17 protein-coding genes are annotated in these 18,360 nt (G+C 57.4%); 7 read left to right on the forward strand and 10 right to left on the reverse strand.

Translation table 11 applies throughout. The features are described 5' to 3' along the window. Positions 1–60: 60 nt before the first annotated feature. The 4 genes from pqiA to rmf all read left to right on the forward strand — a co-directional run bounded on the left by pqiA (position 61) and on the right by rmf (position 4,008). A complete protein-coding gene (pqiA, locus tag ACJ8HH_RS04505) occupies positions 61–1,377 on the forward strand; it encodes a membrane integrity-associated transporter subunit PqiA (protein WP_071883795.1) in 1,317 nt (438 codons plus the stop codon). After that, positions 1,364–3,010 carry an intermembrane transport protein PqiB gene (gene pqiB / locus ACJ8HH_RS04510; RefSeq protein ID WP_033646578.1) on the forward strand — a complete coding sequence of 549 codons (1,647 nt, stop codon included), beginning with the start codon at positions 1,364–1,366 and terminating at the stop codon, positions 3,008–3,010. The genes pqiA and pqiB overlap by 14 nt, the downstream gene beginning before the upstream one ends. Further along, positions 3,007–3,567: a membrane integrity-associated transporter subunit PqiC gene (gene pqiC, locus ACJ8HH_RS04515; protein ID WP_039566678.1), complete on the forward strand. Its 561-nt coding sequence runs from the start codon at positions 3,007–3,009 to the stop codon at positions 3,565–3,567. The genes pqiB and pqiC overlap by 4 nt, the downstream gene beginning before the upstream one ends. Before the next feature lie 270 nt (positions 3,568–3,837). Next, positions 3,838–4,008, forward strand: a complete 171-nt coding sequence (rmf, locus tag ACJ8HH_RS04520) for a ribosome modulation factor (protein WP_004928150.1) — start codon at positions 3,838–3,840, stop codon at positions 4,006–4,008. 63 nt (positions 4,009–4,071) lie between these two features. On the opposite strand, the gene fabF is transcribed toward rmf, so the two are convergent. From fabF to ACJ8HH_RS04540, 4 genes are all read right to left on the reverse strand, one after another. Next, positions 4,072–5,349 (reverse strand): beta-ketoacyl-ACP synthase II, encoded by a 1,278-nt coding sequence (gene fabF / locus ACJ8HH_RS04525; RefSeq protein ID WP_060387545.1) that lies wholly within the window; start codon positions 5,347–5,349, stop codon positions 4,072–4,074. After that, positions 5,346–5,873 (reverse strand): winged helix-turn-helix transcriptional regulator, encoded by a 528-nt coding sequence (locus ACJ8HH_RS04530; RefSeq protein WP_033637890.1) that lies wholly within the window; start codon positions 5,871–5,873, stop codon positions 5,346–5,348. Before ACJ8HH_RS04530 ends, fabF begins: the two co-directional genes overlap by 4 nt. Positions 5,874–6,179: 306 nt before the next feature. Further along, on the reverse strand, positions 6,180–6,698 hold the full coding sequence (fabA, locus tag ACJ8HH_RS04535) for a bifunctional 3-hydroxydecanoyl-ACP dehydratase/trans-2-decenoyl-ACP isomerase (protein ID WP_004928144.1): 519 nt from the start codon (positions 6,696–6,698) through the stop codon (positions 6,180–6,182). Between the two features lie 68 nt (positions 6,699–6,766). Continuing rightward, positions 6,767–8,515, reverse strand: coding sequence for an AAA family ATPase (locus ACJ8HH_RS04540; protein ID WP_033646573.1), 1,749 nt, complete (start codon positions 8,513–8,515; stop codon positions 6,767–6,769). Between the two features lie 210 nt (positions 8,516–8,725). Between ACJ8HH_RS04540 and matP the strand changes: the two genes are divergently transcribed. Then, positions 8,726–9,184, forward strand: coding sequence for a macrodomain Ter protein MatP (gene matP / locus ACJ8HH_RS04545; protein ID WP_004928138.1), 459 nt, complete (start codon positions 8,726–8,728; stop codon positions 9,182–9,184). Between the two features lie 88 nt (positions 9,185–9,272). Here matP and ompA read toward each other — a convergent pair whose 3' ends face one another. Together ompA and sulA are read right to left on the reverse strand one after the other, a co-directional pair. Then, positions 9,273–10,352 carry a porin OmpA gene (ompA, locus tag ACJ8HH_RS04550; RefSeq protein WP_033638719.1) on the reverse strand — a complete coding sequence of 360 codons (1,080 nt, stop codon included), beginning with the start codon at positions 10,350–10,352 and terminating at the stop codon, positions 9,273–9,275. Positions 10,353–10,709: 357 nt separating this feature from the next. After that, positions 10,710–11,216 carry an SOS-induced cell division inhibitor SulA gene (sulA, locus tag ACJ8HH_RS04555; RefSeq protein WP_033646571.1) on the reverse strand — a complete coding sequence of 169 codons (507 nt, stop codon included), beginning with the start codon at positions 11,214–11,216 and terminating at the stop codon, positions 10,710–10,712. A 229-nt stretch (positions 11,217–11,445) separates the two neighbouring features. Here sulA and ACJ8HH_RS04560 point away from each other — a divergent pair, with 229 nt between their 5' ends. Further along, positions 11,446–12,102, forward strand: coding sequence for a TfoX/Sxy family DNA transformation protein (locus ACJ8HH_RS04560; protein WP_033646570.1), 657 nt, complete (start codon positions 11,446–11,448; stop codon positions 12,100–12,102). A gap of 4 nt (positions 12,103–12,106) precedes the next feature. On the opposite strand, the gene yccS is transcribed toward ACJ8HH_RS04560, so the two are convergent. Both yccS and ACJ8HH_RS04570 read right to left on the reverse strand, forming a co-directional pair. Continuing rightward, the gene (gene yccS / locus ACJ8HH_RS04565) at positions 12,107–14,242 is read right to left on the reverse strand and encodes a YccS family putative transporter (RefSeq protein WP_060424911.1); all 2,136 of its coding nucleotides are present in this window, start codon (positions 14,240–14,242) and stop codon (positions 12,107–12,109) included. A gap of 26 nt (positions 14,243–14,268) precedes the next feature. Next, complete coding sequence (locus tag ACJ8HH_RS04570) at positions 14,269–14,721, reverse strand: YccF domain-containing protein (RefSeq protein WP_033637896.1); 453 nt, start codon at positions 14,719–14,721, stop codon at positions 14,269–14,271. A 166-nt stretch (positions 14,722–14,887) separates the two neighbouring features. Between ACJ8HH_RS04570 and helD the strand changes: the two genes are divergently transcribed. Next, a complete protein-coding gene (gene helD, locus ACJ8HH_RS04575) occupies positions 14,888–16,942 on the forward strand; it encodes a DNA helicase IV (protein ID WP_033637897.1) in 2,055 nt (684 codons plus the stop codon). A gap of 32 nt (positions 16,943–16,974) precedes the next feature. Here the strand turns inward: helD and ACJ8HH_RS04580 are convergent, their stop codons facing one another. Further along, a complete protein-coding gene (locus ACJ8HH_RS04580; protein ID WP_015377363.1) occupies positions 16,975–17,433 on the reverse strand; it encodes a methylglyoxal synthase in 459 nt (152 codons plus the stop codon). A 123-nt stretch (positions 17,434–17,556) separates the two neighbouring features. After that, positions 17,557–18,222: a DUF2057 family protein gene (locus ACJ8HH_RS04585; protein WP_049235528.1), complete on the reverse strand. Its 666-nt coding sequence runs from the start codon at positions 18,220–18,222 to the stop codon at positions 17,557–17,559. Positions 18,223–18,360: the final 138 nt, after the last annotated feature.

The raw sequence follows: 18,360 nt of genomic DNA on the forward strand, positions 1-18,360 counted from the left end.
GCCCGCGCGCTGCTGCGGGCGGTATCGACGTGCCGGTGAGCAACGTTATTTAGGAGGAATATGGTGTGTTCCCACAACAATCATCAGCAGCATAGTCATTCCGCACCTTCGGCGGAGCACCAGGATAACCTGATGCTGTGCCCGCAGTGCGACATGCTGGTGGCGCTGCCGCCGCTGGCCTATGGCAGCAAAGCGGTCTGCCCGCGCTGCAAAACCACGCTCAGCGCCCGCTGGGACGAGCCGCGCAAGCGGCCGATCGGTTACGCCCTCAGCGCCCTGTTCATGCTGGTGCTGGCCAACATTTTCCCGTTTATCAACATGCGCGTCGCCGGCATCGGCAATGAAATCCGGCTGATTCAAATTCCGGAAGTCATGGTGGCGGAAGACTACGCCAGCATGGCCACGCTGTTTATGGTGTTCGTGCAGCTGATCCCGGCGTTTTGCATGGTGGCGATCATTCTGCTGTGTGCCAAAGTGCGTTTGCCGCTGGGGCTGAAAGAGTGGATGGCCCGGGTGCTGTTCCAGTTCAAGACCTGGTGCATGGTGGAAATTTTCCTCGCCGGGGTGCTGGTCAGCTTCGTCAAGCTGATGGCCTACGGCGATATCGGCATCGGCAGCAGCTTCGTGCCTTATTGCCTGTTCTGCCTGCTGCAGGTGCGCGCCTTCCAGTGCGTGGATCGGCGCTGGCTGTGGCAGGACATCGAACCGGCGCCGCGCCTCGATCGCCCGCTGACGGTGGGGCGCACCGGCATGCGGCAGGGCGTGCGCTCTTGCGCCTGCTGCACGGCGATCCTGCCGGCCAATCAGGTGCGCTGCCCGCGCTGCCACACCAACGGCTACGTGCGTCGCCGCCACAGCCTGCAGTGGACGCTGGCGCTGCTGGTGACCTCCGTCATGCTGTACATTCCGGCCAACCTTATGCCGATCATGGTGACCGAGGCGCTGGGCAACAAAATGAACTCCACCATCATGGCGGGGGTGATCCTGCTGTGGGGCGACGGCTCTTATCCGGTGGCGCTGGTGATTTTCATCGCCAGTATCATGGTGCCGTCGCTGAAAATGCTGGCGATCGGCTGGCTGTGCTGGGATGCCAACGGCAGGAAGAAACCGCGCGCCGACAGCGAGCGCATGCATCTGATTTATGAAGTGGTCGAATTCGTTGGCCGCTGGTCAATGATCGACGTGTTTGTGATCGCCGTATTGTCGGCGCTGGTGCGAATGGGGCAGTTGATGAGCATTTACCCCGCGACGGGCGCCGTGCTGTTCGCGCTGGTGGTGATCCTCACCATGTTCGCCGCCATGACATTTGATCCCCGGCTGACCTGGGATCGCGCAAGTGAAACAATCAACAAGGAGCCGCAAGGTGACGGAAAATAATCATAGCGTCGCGGACGTCGAGAAGATCAAGCGCTGGTCGCCGGTGTGGATCATTCCCATCGTGACCGCGCTGATCGGCGCCTGGATCCTGTTTTACCACTTCAGCCATCAGGGGCCGGTAGTGACGCTGGTCACCACGACGGCGGAAGGGCTGGAAGCGGGTAAAACCAAAATCAAAAGCCGCAGCGTGGACGTCGGCGTGGTGGAAACTGTCACGCTGAGCGAGGATCTGAGCAAGGTGATGGTGCAGGCGCGCCTTAATTCCGGCATGGAGAAATTGCTGCGCCAGGACTCCGCCTTCTGGGTGGTGAAGCCGCAGATCGGCCGTGAAGGCGTCTCCGGGCTGGGCACGCTGCTCTCCGGCGCCTATATCGAACTGCAGCCGGGCAACAAGGGCAAAGACGGCAAAGACAACTATCAGCTGCTCGACGCGCCGCCGCTGGCCTCTCCGGATGCCAAAGGGCTGCGCATCGTGCTGGACAGCGAAAGATCGGGCCAGCTCAACGCCGGCGATCCGGTGCTGTTCCGCGGCTACCGCGTCGGCTCGGTGGAAACCAGCTATTTCGATCCTAAAACGCGCGCCATGCGCTATCAGCTGTTCATTACCGCGCCTTACGATCAGCTGGTTACCACCAACGTGCGCTTCTGGAAAGACAGCGGCGTGGCGTTCGACATGTCGGCGCAGGGCATGCGGGTGGAGATGGGGTCGCTGACCACCCTGTTCAGCGGCGGCGTCAGTTTTGACGTGCCGGAGGGCTGGGATCGCGGCGAACAGGCGAAAGAGAAGGCGGAGTACCAGCTGTTCGACAACCAGCGCAGCACGCAGGATTCGCTGTATACCGTGCATAAGGACTACCTGCTGTTCTTCTCCGACTCGGTGCGCGGCCTGCAGCCGGGCGCCCCGGTCGAGTTCCGCGGCATTCGTCTGGGCACGGTGGCGCAGGTGCCGTTCTACAAAGAGGGGATGGCGCAGCGCCTGGACAACGATTACCGCATTCCGGTGTTGATCCGCATCGAGCCGGATCGCTTCCAGAAAGAGCTGGGCGGCAATTTCGATATCGAAGGGCATTTGAAAGACGCCGAGTCCCGCGGCATGCGCGCCTCGATGAAGTCCGCCAACCTGCTGACCGGTTCGCTGTACATCGATCTCGACTTCTATCCGCAGGAGAAACCGTGGAAAGGGCCGCGCGAGCTGTTCGGTTATCCGCTGATGCCGACCACCAGCGGCGGTCTGGCGCAGATCCAGCAGAAACTGATGCAGACGTTGGATAAGATTAATTCGATGCCGATCAATCCGATGATCAACGAAGCGACCAAAACGCTGGCGGAAAGTCAGAAAACCATGAAATCGACGCAGCAGACCATGAAGTCGCTGAACGACATCATCGCCAGCAAAGAGATGCAGGCGCTGCCGCAGGACATGCAGAAAACCCTGCTGGAGCTGAACCGCAGCATGAAAGGGTTCCAGCCTGGTTCGCCGGCTTACAACAAGATGGTGGGCGATATGCAGCGCCTCGACCAGGTGTTGCGTGAGCTGCAACCGGTGCTGCGCACCCTGAATGAGAAGAGCAACGCGCTGGTGTTTGAAGCCGCCGGCAGCACTGACCCTCAGCCGAAGAAGGCCACGAAATGATGAAATGGATCCCGGTAGCCCTGGCGCTGTTGCTCAGCGCCTGCAGCAGTTCGCCACAGAAGACCTACTATCAGTTGCCGGCGCTGGGTGCGCCGGCCGCGGCCAGCAGCAGCGGCGCCTCCACGCGCCAGCTGTGGCTGGAGCACGTGAGCGTGGCGGATTATCTGGCGCAGAGCGGCGTGGTGTATCAGACCAACGACGTGCAGTATGTGATAGCGCAGAACAATCTGTGGGCCAGCCCGCTCGACCAGCAGCTGCAGCAAACGCTGGTCACCAACCTGAGCAGTGCGCTGCCGGGCTGGGTGGTCTCTTCGCAGCCGATGAGCAGCGATCAGGATGTGCTCAACGTCACCGTCAGCGGCTTCCACGGCCGTTTTGACGGCAAGGCGATCGTTCGCGGCGAGTGGGTGCTGAACCGCCAGGGGCGCTTGATCAAACGGCCTTTCAGCCTGGAATTGAAACAGGGCGAGGACGGCTATGATGCCCTGGTGCGCACCCTGGCGCAGGGCTGGCAGCAGGAAGCTCAGGCTATCGCAGCACAGATGGGCGGCATTTAGTCATAATTTGGTCTAAAATCGTCTAATCCCTGTCAGCGTGAAAATTCGGTTTTTTTCGCTGGCAGGGATTTCTATTTAATTTCAAACGGTTAAACCCTTCCCCGGCAGATCAGCCACTTAGCACTTTCCTCGGGCGTAGCTCACAAATATGACATTGGCGTGAATTTTGCGCATTGATCTTCTCTTCTTTTAGCGCTATTGATTACTCGTGGCTGCGCAAAAAGCAGCCATTGTTTTCTTTCCACCAGACCAAAATGAGGGAAACGAGGCATGAAGAGACAGAAACGCGATCGTCTGGAAAGGGCGCATTCGAGAGGGTATCAGGCAGGTATTTTAGGGCGTTCCAGGGAACATTGTCCCTACCAATCATCGGTGGACGCCCGGTCTCAATGGCTGGGAGGTTGGCGAGAAGCCATGGAAGACAGGGCTGTGACCGCTTAAGCGGCTCCCTGTCAAATAAAAGGAATAACCTCCGCCCTTGGCGGAGGTTTTTGTTTGTGCCGTTTATTCGTCCTGCCAGCGTTTCAGTAAAATACTCGCATTCACGCCGCCAAAGCCGAAGCCGTTTGATAAGGCGTAGGTCATGTCCATCGATTCAGCCCGTTTCGCGACCAGATGCAAGCCTGCCGCCGCCGGATCGGGATTGTCCAGATTCAGCGTTGCAGGAGCTATCTGATCGCGCAGAGCCAGGGCGGTAAAGATGGTTTCCAGCCCGCCGGCGGCGCCGAGCAGGTGCCCGGTCGCTGATTTCGTCGAGGTCACGGCGACAGTCCCGGCAGTGCCAAACAGGTGCTTGATGGCATTGATTTCGCCTAAATCGCCTACGGGTGTCGAAGTCGCGTGCGCGTTTAAATGCTGAACCTCTTCCGGGGCGATATTCGCCTGCTTCAACGCGATTTTCATCGCCCGATAGGCGCCGTTGCCGTCTTCAGCGCCGGAGGTCATGTGGTAGGCGTCGGCGCTGGTGCCATAGCCGACGATTTCCGCGAGCGGCGTAGCGCCGCGCGCCCGCGCATGCTCCAGCGTTTCAATCACCAGCATGCCGGCGCCTTCCCCCATGACAAAACCGTCCCGGGCGCTGTCGAAAGGCCGGGAGGCCTGTCGCGCCAACTCGGCCGGTGCAGTGGACATGGCGCGCGCGGCGGCGAATCCGCCCAGGCTAACGGTGTCGATAGCGGCTTCGGTACCGCCGCACAGGGCGATATCGGCCTCATCATTGCGGATCATACGCACCGCGTCGCCAATGGCCTGCACGCCGGCCGCACAGGCGGTGACCGGTGCGCCAATCGGGCCTTTGAAGTGATGCTTGATGGAAACGTGACCGGCCGCCAGATTGACCAGGAAAGAGGGGATGGTGAATGGCGACAGGCGCTTGGCGCCGCGGCTGTCCGTAGTGCGCACTGCCTGGGCAATGGCCGGGAAGCCGCCAATGCCCGAGGCGATGACGGTGGCGGTTCGCTCTTGTTTTTCCTCCGTATCGGCTATCCAGCCGGCCTGACGAACGGCTTCATCCGCCGCCGCCATGGCAAACAGAATAAAGCGATCCATTTTCTTTTGGTCCTTGGGGGCGACGGACGCGTCTGGGTTGAATCCCGCCTCGGCATCTTGCGCCAGTTCGGGGACTTGCCCCCCGACCTTGACCGGCAAATCTGCAACGATCTCGTCAGGCAAAGCCCGAATGCCGGACTCTCCTTTTAATAAACGTTGCCAGATGGTCTCCACGCCGCACCCTAACGGTGAAACGGCGCCCATGCCGGTAATAACGATACGACGATTGCTCATGACTGCTCCTTGGTGAGTTCGGATAAATCGGCGAGGCGCCGCTGCCGCATCAGTTCGGCGCGTTGACGTATGCCGTCATTTGCCGCAGGCCCCGGTGCCAACGTAATAAACTGCGGCGGCACCTGCTGTTGGGTCTCGACGTTGATCAACTGGACCTGGATCGGCCGATCGGTGCGGCCGTCGACTAACAAGGCGCTAATGTCACCGTCGATCAAATGGCGATTGCCCCATTGTGAGAGAGCGGCCAGTACGGGAAGAAAGTCGTTGCCGCGTTCGGTGAGCAGATATTGATAGCGAACCGGCCGCGTTTGATAACGTTGCTTATGCAGAATGCCGTGGGCCACTAAATCCTTCAGGCGTCGGGCCAGGAGAGTGGGTGAAATCCCCAGACTTTGTTGGAATTCGTCGAACTTGGACAACCCCTGAAAGGCATCACGCAGGATCAGGATGCTCCACCATTCTCCGACGCGATCTAACGAACGTGCGACGGGGCAAGGTGTATCGCTAAAGCGGGTTTTTTGCATATCGCCTCTTTGTGGATACATTTATTGTAGTTACATGATGGCTATACTAGGCGATTTTGAGGGGCAAGAAAATGACCGGATGCAAAAAACCGCTATCGCGTCGGTGCGGGCTGCGGGGAGGGGCCTCGCTCAACTGGCCTGCGTTCGGGTAGGAATAGGGTGGAGACAGGGGGGGGAGAAAACGTTTCGGCAGCGGGCAATTAAATGAGGTGAGTAGTCTTTAAACGAGAAGTGAAAGAAATGCCATCACGCTGGGCGTGATGGCATGCGAAGAGGAAGACGATGGCCGCCTTCTCCTCAGCGTGATCAGAACGCTGTGGTGTCCTTGAACAGGCCCACTTTCAGATCGGTGGCGGTATAGATCACTTCGCCGTCAACCAGCACTTCGCCATCGGCGACGCCCATGATCAGCTTGCGGGTGATGACGCGTTTGAAGTTAATGCGGTAGGTCACTTTCTTCGCGGTTGGCAGCACCTGGCCGGTAAACTTGACTTCACCGACGCCCAGCGCGCGGCCTTTGCCTTCGCCACCCAGCCAACCGAGGTAGAAACCGACCAGCTGCCACATCGCATCCAGGCCCAGGCAGCCTGGCATGACCGGATCGCCGATAAAGTGGCAACCGAAGAACCATAGGTCCGGATTAATATCCAGCTCCGCTTCCACATAACCTTTGTTGTGAGTTCCGCCGTCTTCGGTCATCTTGACCACGCGGTCCATCATCAACATGTTACCTGCCGGCAACGGTGGGCCACCGGCGCCGAACAGCTCGCCACGGCCGGATGCTTCGAGGTCTTCTTTCGTATAGGAATCGCGTTTATCTACCATGTTCTCAGTAAGCCTTATTTTAATGAAGGACGCAGGTTAGCTAACACGTGTACGCTGAACAAGTCCGATCAGCCGTGGTTGAACCAGTTGAGCCAGCGCAGCGGCCACGGACGACGGCGTTCCTGCAGGCTCACCTGCGCAATCCGTTCCTGAATGGCCGCCAACAAGTTCGGCTGTTGTTCGTCAGAGTAGAGGCAACCTGTGAGCAAAGGCAAGGCTTCCGCCGCGCTCTCTACCGCCCACAGATGGAATTGCCCTTCGCGTACCGCGTCGACGACATCCTGGCGCAGGCACAGGTGGCGCACGTTGGTCGCGGGCAATACGACGCCCTGTTTGCCCGTCAGGCCGCGGCGCAAACAAACCTCGAAGAAACCTTCGATCTTTTCGTTAACGCCACCTATCGGCTGTACGTTGCCGAATTGGTCGACGGAGCCGGTGACGGCGATCTGCTGGGTGATCGGTTGCTGTGACAGGGCGCTGATCAACGCGCACAGTTCAGCCAGCGAGGCGCTGTCGCCGTCTACTTCACCGTAAGATTGCTCAAAGACGATGGAAGCGGAGAAGGGTAACTGCTGATCCAGATCCAGCTCGGCGATCAAAAACGCCTGCATGATCATCATGCCTTTAGCGTGCAGGTTGCCACCCAGTTCGGCTTTGCGCTCGACGTCGGTGAACTCGCCGTCGCCGAGGTGCACAACGCAACTGATGCGCGACGGTTCGCCAAAACTGCGTGGATGGCCGGGATAATCCAGGACTGACAGGCCGTTGATTTGCCCGATCACTTCACCCTCGGTCTCAATCAGAATCTGGCCCAGCTCGATTTCATCCTGCATACGTTCGGCCAGATAGCTTTCACGCCATTCGCGGGCATTTAACGCCGCTTCGAACGCTTTGGCCGTAATGCGATCTTCTTCGGCATACAGTGCGGCTTCGGACAGCTGCTGGCCAAGCCAAACCGGCGAGAGTGGCAGGATGCCCTGGTCGCCACTGTAACGCACGGCCTGAACGATCAGCGGCGCCCAGGCGTCGCTCGCCAGCATCGGCAACTGCTGGTCGGCAATCACGCCATTGACGTAGCCGCACCACTGCGCCATATCATCAACTTCAGTCAGCTGCAGATCGTCTTCGAATTCACCGTAGACCGCTTGTTCACTCAGTTCCGGCTCGATATCGTGAAAATCGGCCAGGCCGTGGCGATCGCCGACCACAATCAGCCGCAGCTCCAGCGGCATTGGCGGAATGGCTACCGGCAGCGGGCGGGTTTCGTCTGGCGAAACCCAATGGAACTGACGTTGGCCGATCATTTGCTTCAGCCGCAGCCATAGCAACGGCTGAGCCAACAGGGCACGGGCCGACAGAATCAAAATGCCGCCGTTGGCCTGGTGCACCAGACCCGGCTGCAGGGTGATGTCGCCATTGTGGATCCGTACGCAGCCAAACAGTTGCTCCGGCTCAACCCACTCCTGGAACAGGCAAGCGCCGCCGGCGGCAAAAGGTTCATCGCCACGGCTGGCCGGCTCTACGCTGACTTTGCCATCCTGAATGACATAGTGGCTGCCGCGGCATGCCGTGTTTTTCGGCAGCAGTGGCGTGACGGCGTGAGCGATCAGTTCCAGATACTCTCGTGTTTCTTGCGCCTTCAACAGCATGAAACGCGGTGGCGATTGGGGGTGGCAAAATAGCGTCAGGGCATTTTCCAGCCGAGGCTGAATGGCGGAAAAGGGCACGGGTGCCAACTGAGCGGCGGTATCAAATATCGCCTGATAAGGCGTTACGTCCGGCAATAAAGATTGCCATTCAAGTCGGTTATTGGTCAAAGTGTTAGATGCAATCGTTAAAAAGGGAAAGGGCGATTATACAAGAATAACGGCGGCTTGATACATGCGGAGTGCCAGTTGGCATCAGGGAGTTTGACATCGCGCGGTGACTGTGCAAAAAACAGTCTAAAAGACGGCTTAATTGCCGGGGAAATTTGGCGCAAAGCTGTTATGCTTATTTGAAGTTACGCGGTCACTGAAGAGCTCAAGATGAAATATCAGCAACTGGAAAATCTGGAGAGCGGTTGGAAATGGAAGTACCTGGTGAAGAAACATCGGGAAGGGGAACTCATTACCCGCTACATTGAAAACAGCGCTGCTCAGGAGGCGGTTAACGAGCTGCTGAAGCTGGAAAATGAGCCGGTAAAGGTACTTGCATGGATTGCCGCTCACATGAATCCGGAACTGGATAACCGGATGAAACAAACGATCCGCGCCCGCCGTAAACGTCATTTTAACGCAGAACATCAGCATACGCGTAAAAAATCTATCGATCTGGAGTTTTTGGTTTGGCAACGATTGGCTGCCCTGGCGCGCCGACGTGGCGTTACGCTGTCGGAAACCGTCGTGCAGCTTATCGAAGACGCTGAACGCAAAGAAAAGTATGCGAACCAGATGTCGTCGTTGAAAGAAGACTTGAAGGCGATTCTTGGCAAAGATCCCAAGTAAGTGCGTGAGCGCGCCTTTGTTGCGCTTGGTTTCAACAATAGGACGAAAAAAAACCCCGCTATGCGGGGTTTTTATTAGGCGAGTAAACTTAGCCCTGAGGCTGAGTTACAACGTCTTTGATACCTTTAACTTCGATCTCTACGCGACGATCTGGTGCCAGGCAAGCGATCTGAGCTTTGGTAGCGCGGCCAGATTTGTAGCCACAGGTGTTGCCAGTAACTGCATCTGCTTCACCCATACCACGTGCAGAGATTTTGTCTGACGGGATGCCTTTGGAGACCAGGTAGTCAACAACGCTCTGTGCACGTTGTTCGGACAGTTTCTGGTTGTACTGGTCAGAACCAACGGCGTCGGTGTAACCCAGAACAACTACGGAACCGTCTTTAGGATCCATGGAGCTCAGCTGGCTGTACAGCTGATCCAGAGCCTGTTGGCCTTCTGCTTTCAGAGTAGACTTGTTGAAGTTGAACAGCACGTCAGACTTCAGAGTGAAACGCTTGGTTTCAACAACTGGAGCTGGAGCCGGAGCTGGTGCTGGAGCAACTACGTCATCCTGACCGAAGCGGTAAGAAACGCCCAGGCTCAGCATGGTGTTGTCTGGACGTGCGCCAACGGTACCTGCGTCACCGATGTTGCTTACGAACTGGTAATCCAGGCGAGTAGCCCAGTTTTTGGTCAGTGCGTATTCAACACCAACAGCAGCCAGCGGAGAAACGCCGGTGTCGTGGTCGCTCAGACGCTGACCAGTACGGCCGTAGTTAGCTTTGGAATCTGCACGCCATACCATACCACCCAGACGAGTGTAGATGTCCAGATCGTCAGCAATTGGGTAGCTCAGTTTAGCGGCCAGTTGAACGCCCTGCGCTTTGAAAGCACCGTTGTTCACGCTGCCTTTGTAAGGCATGCGGCCGAGCCAGTCATAGCCCAGTTCGAAGCCCAGGTATTGGTTTGCCTGGTAGCCCAGGAACGCGCCGGCACCCAGCTGATCTTTGTGGGTAGGACCGTTGCCGATACCGTTCTGGTAACCGTTGCCGTAGAAGCCAACGTCATGGTACTGGGACCAGCCCAGTTTAGCACCGGTGTACCAAGTGTTATCTTTTGGAGCGGCTTGCGCTACGGTAGCGAAACCTGCCAGTGCCACTGCTAATGCGATAGCTGTCTTTTTCATTTTGCGCCTCGTTATCATCCAAATAGGCAATGAGCTTTAAAGCTGTTTTAAGCCCTTGGTTAAATTCCTTCGCCAAGGTTTAAGCCCTCGTTTGTTACTCGCCAGTTTTTCTGACGTTATAGAGCAACCTTGGCGATGTAAAGTCTACAACGTGGCGCGAAAGTTACAAGTGTGATGTGATAAGGCTCTAAAAAAAAACGCGGAATCGTACATATTTGCTAACATTCTCAGCCTAAAAAAACGGCGATTCCTTGGGCGTTTTTACTTGCCAAACCGCAGCCGGACTAGCTTTGTGCCTTCCACCGCAAAGGTTCCGCTTATGGGGTGCGAAAATGATGGGAAAAATCCTAAATTTACTTAATGATACAAAGAAGAGTGAATTTTTAGGGTGGAACAGTGTCCGTGAGTCGGGTTAATGTCACGTTGAGGGCGCATGATAAACCCATAGGCATTACCCAATTCTGCCGCACGTCTTAATTTTAGACGATCCTCCTCCGTTAGCTCGGGCAACCAGCCAAGAACCACGCTGTAATTTCCCGTTTGCAGCGCTTTTTCCATAGCCTCGACCGTATTCACCGGGCTGATTTGGCTCAATTGCACCATCTTATCTACAGGCAGGCCGGATTGCTGCAGCCATTGCTTGCTTAATTTTTGCTGCGGTGTCAGCCACAGAAGCCAGCGAGACTGCTTGCCCAGTTGCAGCAGCAGGGGCAACAGCAATTGAGCCACTGCGGGCTGGCGCTCGTTGTAAACAAGTTCACTGATCAAGCCATTCTCTTTGCCGACATCCGTGTTCTTCTCAGCATTGCGCGCTGTAAAAGAGCCTTGGCTGAAATGAGGTTGGTAGAGTGATTGAGTACGCATAAAGTTCCCGCCCGTCGTGTTACTGTATGTTTATACAGTATCCCTGATTTGGGATAAGATCAACCCAAATTTTCGTAGCGGCTCGCATAATTGCGATCATTTTTTGTACCGGTGTTTTTTGTGATTGGCATGCGGGTGGATAGTGCGTATTTTCCTAATTAGTTGTTCACGTTACTCTTTTCATTGATAAGAGAAATAATACGACCGGAACCTAAAAAGGAGAAACGCTATGAAAAGGATGTCGATACGAAGGATCGCACAGGCTAAAAATTGCTTCGCGGCGCTGGGCGCCATCACCACGCGGTCACAGTTTGGCGGCTACGGCCTGCTGGCCGAGGGGGTAATGTTTGCAGTGATAGCGGAAGGAGAGTTGTACCTGCGGGCTACGGCGAGCATGGAACCGGCTTTTCGCGCCAGAGGGATGGTCAATATGGTCTATTCCAAGCGTGGAGTGCCCATCACTTTGCGTTATTACTGGGTTGACGAGTCGCTGTGGCGGGAACGCAACGAGCTGGTGGGGCTGGCCTGGCAGGCCGTCAGGGAAGCGCGTCGAGAGCAGCGGCTTAAGGCCGGCGATCACGGTCGATTGAAGGCGTTGCCGAATATCGATGTCAACATGGAGCGCTTGCTATGGCGAGCGGGTATCCGCAACGCCTATGACCTGCGGCTGCAAGGCGCTAAACGCAGCTATCTCCGCCTGCTGCAACAGCAGACCAATCTGGGGCTGCGCGTGCTGCTGTCGCTGGGCGGCGCGATAGCCGGTTATCATCAGGCGGCGTTGCCGGCCGAATTGCGCAACGAACTGGTGCGCTGGTTCGATCATACGATGGCGATGCGCCGCCATGGGCATGAGCCAGTGGTTCAGGGCCCATCGAGCGAGCCCTGAATAATTAGATTGCCTTATTGATTTGGGCGTGGAGTGTGGTGAGCTCCGGCAGCAGTTCGAGCATCAACCCCACCTGTTGCAACACCAACTGCTCTTTGCTTTCAGGTTCCGGAACGGCTCTGCGAATGCGCTCCGCCAGCTGTTCCAGCGCTTGCGCAATGCGCTGGCTGTTCCGTTCTTCCTGATGCAAGGCGCCGTCCACGTAACACACGGCATCATTGAGCAGATCGAGGGTGACAGGGGTATTCAGCCGCTCGCGGTGCGCCCCCAACGCCGAGATATAACTCAGGAGAGTGTGGTTGAGGCAAAGCAGGCGGAAGGCGGCTTCCTGCAATTCCTTGTCGGCCTTGGGATCGGCGGACATGTTGGAGATGACCGAAGCCAGTTCGGCATCGCTGTTGTGGGCATCTCGCCGCGCAATGCGGTAGGCGAGGCCGTTATCCTTACCCTGGTGGTATTGCACCAGAATGGCGTCCAGATAACGGCAGTTGGCATTCAGGGTTTTATCCACCACCGCCGGCAGTTGGCGGAATTTCCAGTCCGGCCAGATAAAGCTGACCGCCGCCCAGGCGATGGCGCAGCCCAACAAGGTGTCGTAAACGCGCGGGGCGGCTACTTCGAATCCTTCACCCAACAGGTTAAAGCATAACAAGACCAGTAGCGTGATGAACATGGTGGCGTGGGCATACTGGACGGTGCGGAAAGCGAAAAATAGAACGCCGGTGATGACGATCAACACCAGCTGTCCTTCCAGTGAAGGCACGAAATAGAGGATCGGCAGGCCGATCAGGATACCGGCCAGGGTGCCGATGATGCGCAGCGCCAGGCGTCGGCGGGTAGCGTTGTAGTTCGGTTGACAGACGAACAGGCTGGTCAACAGGATCCAGTAACCGTGCTGCATGCCGGTGAACTGGATGAAAGCGTAACCCACGCACAGCACCACCGACATGCGGATCGCGTGGCGGAACAGGGCCGATTGCGGCGTCAAATGGCGGCTGATGCGCAGGCGGATGTCGCTCCAGCCGGTTAAGCGATCGTCGGCCAGGCTGTTCTCTTCCGCTTGCCCGCTTGCCAGCGTCTGCTCTGACTCAATATTGGCCAGCTGCGCATCGATCGCATGCAGGTTTTTCAGCAGGTGCGCCAGCGCCTTGGTTTGTTCTGAATTGCCCTGGGTTTCGGCGATGCGCGCCAAGGCCTCCTGAATGCGGCTGAAGGCCGGCTCAAAACGCGGGTTGTGCTGGTATTTTTGCCGCAGCAGGATCGATTGTGCCAGTTGGCGGCAGGCGCGCGCCTGCATGCTCAGCAAACGCTGGAAGCGGAATAAAATATCGCTGTGGCGGAATTGCCGGCTGAGCGCGTGATACTGAACGTGGGAAGAGCTGGCGCGTTCGTGGATATCCTGCGCGACAAAATAGTAGTGCAAGGTACGGCGGGTGCCGCGCTGGCCGCGATCGCCTTTCAGGCGCGTCAGCAGCGAGGCTTTGGTCTGGTTAAGCAACGCGACCAACGCGCTGTTGGCCATCGCAACATCCATCCATGGCAGGTCGGCGTCGCGTTCGGCGTCGGGATCGAACAGGTTGGCTTTGGCATCCAGATAGTTGGCCAGTTGATCGTAGCAGCGCGCCAGGTTCTCTTGCAGTGGCCGGATAGGGAACAGCAGGTGGCCCGCCAGCGTCAGCAGGTTGTACCACAGCGCACCGATCACCAGCAGCAGCGGTTGCTGATACCAGGCATCGTACATGGCGGTGCCGAGCATGGTGTAAACCGCGATCAGCAGTGCGCCGAAGGCGATGGTGGCGTAACGTTGCCCCAAGGCGCCCAGAAGGATAAAACCGCAGGTCGACGTGGTTAAGCCAAGGGCGAACAACCAGGGATAGGGGAACAGCAGCTCGATTGAAGCTGAGGCGACAAAGAAGCACACCAGCGTGATCAGCAGGTTGCGTAACCTGCCGGCCAGGCGGTCATCCAAGTCGGTCAGGGCCGCTGCCACCACGCCCAGCGTCAGCGGGATGGTCAGCTTGGGAATGCCCAGCCACCAGGGAACGGCGGTGGTGCCGATCAGCGCAATAAGGATGCGCAGGTGATACAGCAGATTGCTGTTATAGGTGTAACGACGTACTGCGGGTGCAAAAGAGCGCACGAAAAACTCCTCAAACGGAGAAAAAATTAACGCTGATGATAGTGGCGGCGAGCATTCTCAATACGCGCTTGCTGAGCCATTTCTACCGAGACGACGCGGCGCCCCACCGGCCACAGCGCGATGGCGGCAATTTTGAAATTGGCGATGCCGACCGGAATGCCGATGATCGAAACGCACTGCACGATACCGGCGGCGATGTGTGACAGGCACAGCCACCAGCCGAACAGCACCAGCCAGATAACGTTGAGCAGTGAGCCGCCGGCGGAGAGCAGCGCATTGCTTTTTTCCGGGTAGAGCTCATCGACGTGGATTGCCTCATTGCCGAACGGCACCAGCGACAGCTTGGTGATTTCCCAGCAGGAGCGGGTGAGCGGCAGCGTGATGACCAGCAGCACGCTGAACACCGTGGCGATGAGCCAACCCAGCGTGGTGAAGAAACCGCCCAACACAAAATTAAGAATATTCAGTACAGTACGCATAGACGTCATTCTGCTCTAATGTTGGCCAAACCGCGATGCGGGCGTATTCACGATAAAAACGCAAAATCTATTCTACCCTTTTTTTAGCGCTAGAGTGCCACTGCTTATCGCAGGTAAACTGGCAGATATCCGTTATTTAATCTCAACATAGTCATGGCGCGACGATATGGAACTTAAAGCGACATCGCTGGGGAAACACCTGGCTCAGCACCCTTATAACCGCGTGCGGTTGCTGCACGCCGGCGTTGAGGTGAGCGGGGAAAAACATGAATACCTGATCCCCTTCAATCAACTGATTCAGGTCAGGTGCAAGCGCGGCATCGTCTGGGGCGAGCTGGAATTTGAATTGCCGGACGAAAAAGTGGTGCGACTGCACGGCACCGAGTGGCAGGAAACGCAGCGTTTTTATCACTATCTGCAGCAGGCGTGGCAGCAGTGGAGCGCCGAAATGAGTGAGGTCAGTGCCGGCGTGTTGCAACAGCAGGTGGCACAGATTCAGCGCATTGAGCAGCAAGATAAATGGTTCAAAAAGTCTGAGCTGGGCAAACTGCAGCAGCAAATCCGTGAAGCCTTCTCCGCGCTGCCAATGCCGGTGGCGCGCCTGGAGGAATTCGATAACTGCCGGGCCGATTACCATCTGTGTCTGCAATGGCTGCAGCAGGGGCAACGCAGTGTCGACCAACGCAACCGGCAGTGGACCGATCGCATGTTGGAGCAACATCACGACTTCTTCCAGACCGTCGAGAGCTCACCGCTCAATGACTCTCAGAGCCGTGCGGTGGTCAACGGCGAGGATTCCGTCCTGGTATTGGCGGGGGCCGGCAGCGGCAAGACGTCGGTGCTGGTGGCGCGCGCCGGCTGGCTGCTGCGCCGTCAGGAGGCGGAGCCGGGCCAAATCTTGCTGTTGGCGTTCGGCCGTCAGGCTGCGAGTGAGATGAATGATCGCATCAAAGAACGTTTGGGCGATGTCGGTATTCAGGCCAAAACATTCCATGCATTGGCGCTGCAGATCATTCAACAAGGCAGCCGCAAAGCCCCGGCCATCAGCCGGTTGGAAACCGATGCCAGCGCGCGCAAAGCGTTGTTGATTGCCCATTGGCGCGAGCAATGTGCAGAGAAAAAAGCCCAGGCGAAGGGGTGGCGTCAATGGTTGACCGAGGAGCTGGAATGGGACGTGCCGGAAGGCGACTTCTGGCAGGATAAACGCCTGGCGGACCGGCTGGCGGGCCGGTTGGAACGCTGGCTGGGGCTGATGCGCATGCACGGCGGCAGCCAGGCGGAAATGATTGAGCAGGCGGATGAAGAAATCCGCGATCTGTTTTCGAAACGCATTCGGCTGATGGCGCCACTGTTGAAAGCCTGGAAAAGCGCCTTAAAAGAGGAAGGAGCGGTGGACTTCTCCGGCCTTATTCATCAGGCGGTCAACATTCTCGACAAGGGGCGCTTCGTCAGCCCGTGGAAACATATTCTGGTCGATGAGTTTCAGGATATCTCGCCGCAGCGTGCGCTGTTGCTGGCGGCGCTGCGTCGGCAGAACAAGCAGACTTGCCTGTTTGCGGTGGGGGATGACTGGCAGGCGATTTATCGCTTCAGCGGCGCAGAGTTGACGTTAACCACGGCTTTTGCCACCCACTTCGGCGAAGGGGCGCAGTGCGCGCTGGACACCACTTATCGTTTCAACGAACGTATCGGCGAGGTGGCCAACCGGTTCGTGCAGCAGAACCCGCACCAGCTGAAAAAACCGCTCAACAGCCTGAGCAAGGGCAATAAAAAGTCGGTGGCGATCCTGCCGCACGAGCAGTTGGAGCCCTTGCTGGATAAACTGAGCGGCTACGCCAAGCCGGATGAGCGCATCCTGGTGCTGGCGCGCTACCATCATCTGAAACCGGAAGCGCTGGCGAAGGCGGCCACCCGCTGGCCCAAGCTGGATCTGGAATTTATGACCATCCACGCCAGCAAGGGGCAGCAGGCGGAATACGTCATCATCGCCGGTTTGCATGATGGGCGTGACGGCTTCCCCGCCGTGGCGCGCGAGTCGGTGTTGGAAGAGGTGCTGCTGCCGCAGCCGGAGGATTTCCCGGATGCCGAAGAGCGCCGTCTGCTGTATGTCGCGTTGACGCGCGCTAAACATCAGGTGTGGCTGTTGCAGGATCGTGAACGTCCTTCGGTGTTCGTTGAACACCTGCAAGATCTTGGCGTACCGGTGCAGAAAAAACCGTAAGCCTGGGCCTGGCGGCTGCCAGGCCGCGAGGACTATTTCAGGCGGTCTTGCAGGTAGCGCTGATAGTCGGGGATGGCGATCTCCACCTCGCTTTTGAACAGCGGAGAGTCGATCAGAAAGTCGGCGGTCGAGCGGTTGGTGGCCACCGGAATATTCCATACGGTCGCCAGCCGCAGCAGCGCCTTCACGTCCGGATCGTGCGGCACCGCGTTCAGCGGATCCCAGAAGAAGATCAGCATGTCTATCTTGCCTTCCGCAATCAGTGCGCCAACCTGCTGATCGCCGCCCATCGGGCCACTCAGCATGCTGGTGACGGGAATGCCGCTGGCGCGCTGGATCAGATTACCGGTAGTGCCGGTGGCGTACAGCTGGTGCTGCGCCAGAATGGTCTTGTGGCTTTCTACCCACTCCAGCAGGGCCTGTTTGCGGTGATCGTGCGCCACCAGCGCAATGTGTTTGCGCGCGGCGATAGTGCGGGTGGTCAATTCCATCTCGGTGTCCTTCGCTAATCGGGGAATGTGCGACAGATTACTGAAACTGTTTTTCACTGCCTAGCGTTTGCGCTTGAAAATGCGAAGAAAAGACGCCTTTACGGGGAAAGGCGCCGGGAGGGATCAGCGAATCGGTTGTTTATTGGCCCAGCGCAGAAAACGCTTCTGTGTTTCCTTGTCGGCCTGTTGAAACCAGTATTGCAGCATTTGTTCCGACACGTTTTCACCTTTCAACGTCACCGTCGGGGCGTTTATCGGCGCGCCGGCCAACGCGAGGGCTGAGGCATTGCCCGCGTTCGCCTGAACAAAGCTCGGAACGGAGGCCGGGCGGTTCTGGCGGTTGTAATCGGTCATCACCTTTTCCAAATCGGTATTGAAGGTGACGCTGTCGGGATGCAGCACATCATGCCGGAACGGCAGGGCGTTGCCGTCTTTATCGACCACCAGATAATTCAACGTTCTGTCAAAGCGTTGCGCATCACGATCGTTCTCGATGCGTGGCAGTTCGATCGCCACCTGGCTGATCTTTTGCGTATTGAAGGTGGCAACCAGCGGCAAGGAAGCATAGGCCTGCGTATGCTGGCCGGAACGTACGGTTTTGGTCACTTTAAACAGCAACTGGTGCTGCCCGCCATCCAGTTCAAGGCTGTCGGCGCCTTTTAACAACGAACCTGTCATTTTCTTGCCGTCGACCACCAGCAGGTCGATGTCCGGGGAGAGTTTCAGGGTCGTAGCCGCGGCAGGTATGCTGATGCTGAGCAACGCCGCAACCACCAGACCAAATTTCATCATTATCTCCTTATAAAGTGGCGTAACGCTAAGTGTTGAACACGGCATAGGTTGTGTCAAAATTTTTCAATCGGGTATTTTGTTTACATTTTTACATATTTTATCGCGATTAGACATGACCATGCGCAGCTGAACCGC

Source organism: Serratia sp. CY32780, from assembly GCF_052169135.1.
GTDB lineage: Bacteria > Pseudomonadota > Gammaproteobacteria > Enterobacterales > Enterobacteriaceae > Serratia > Serratia sarumanii.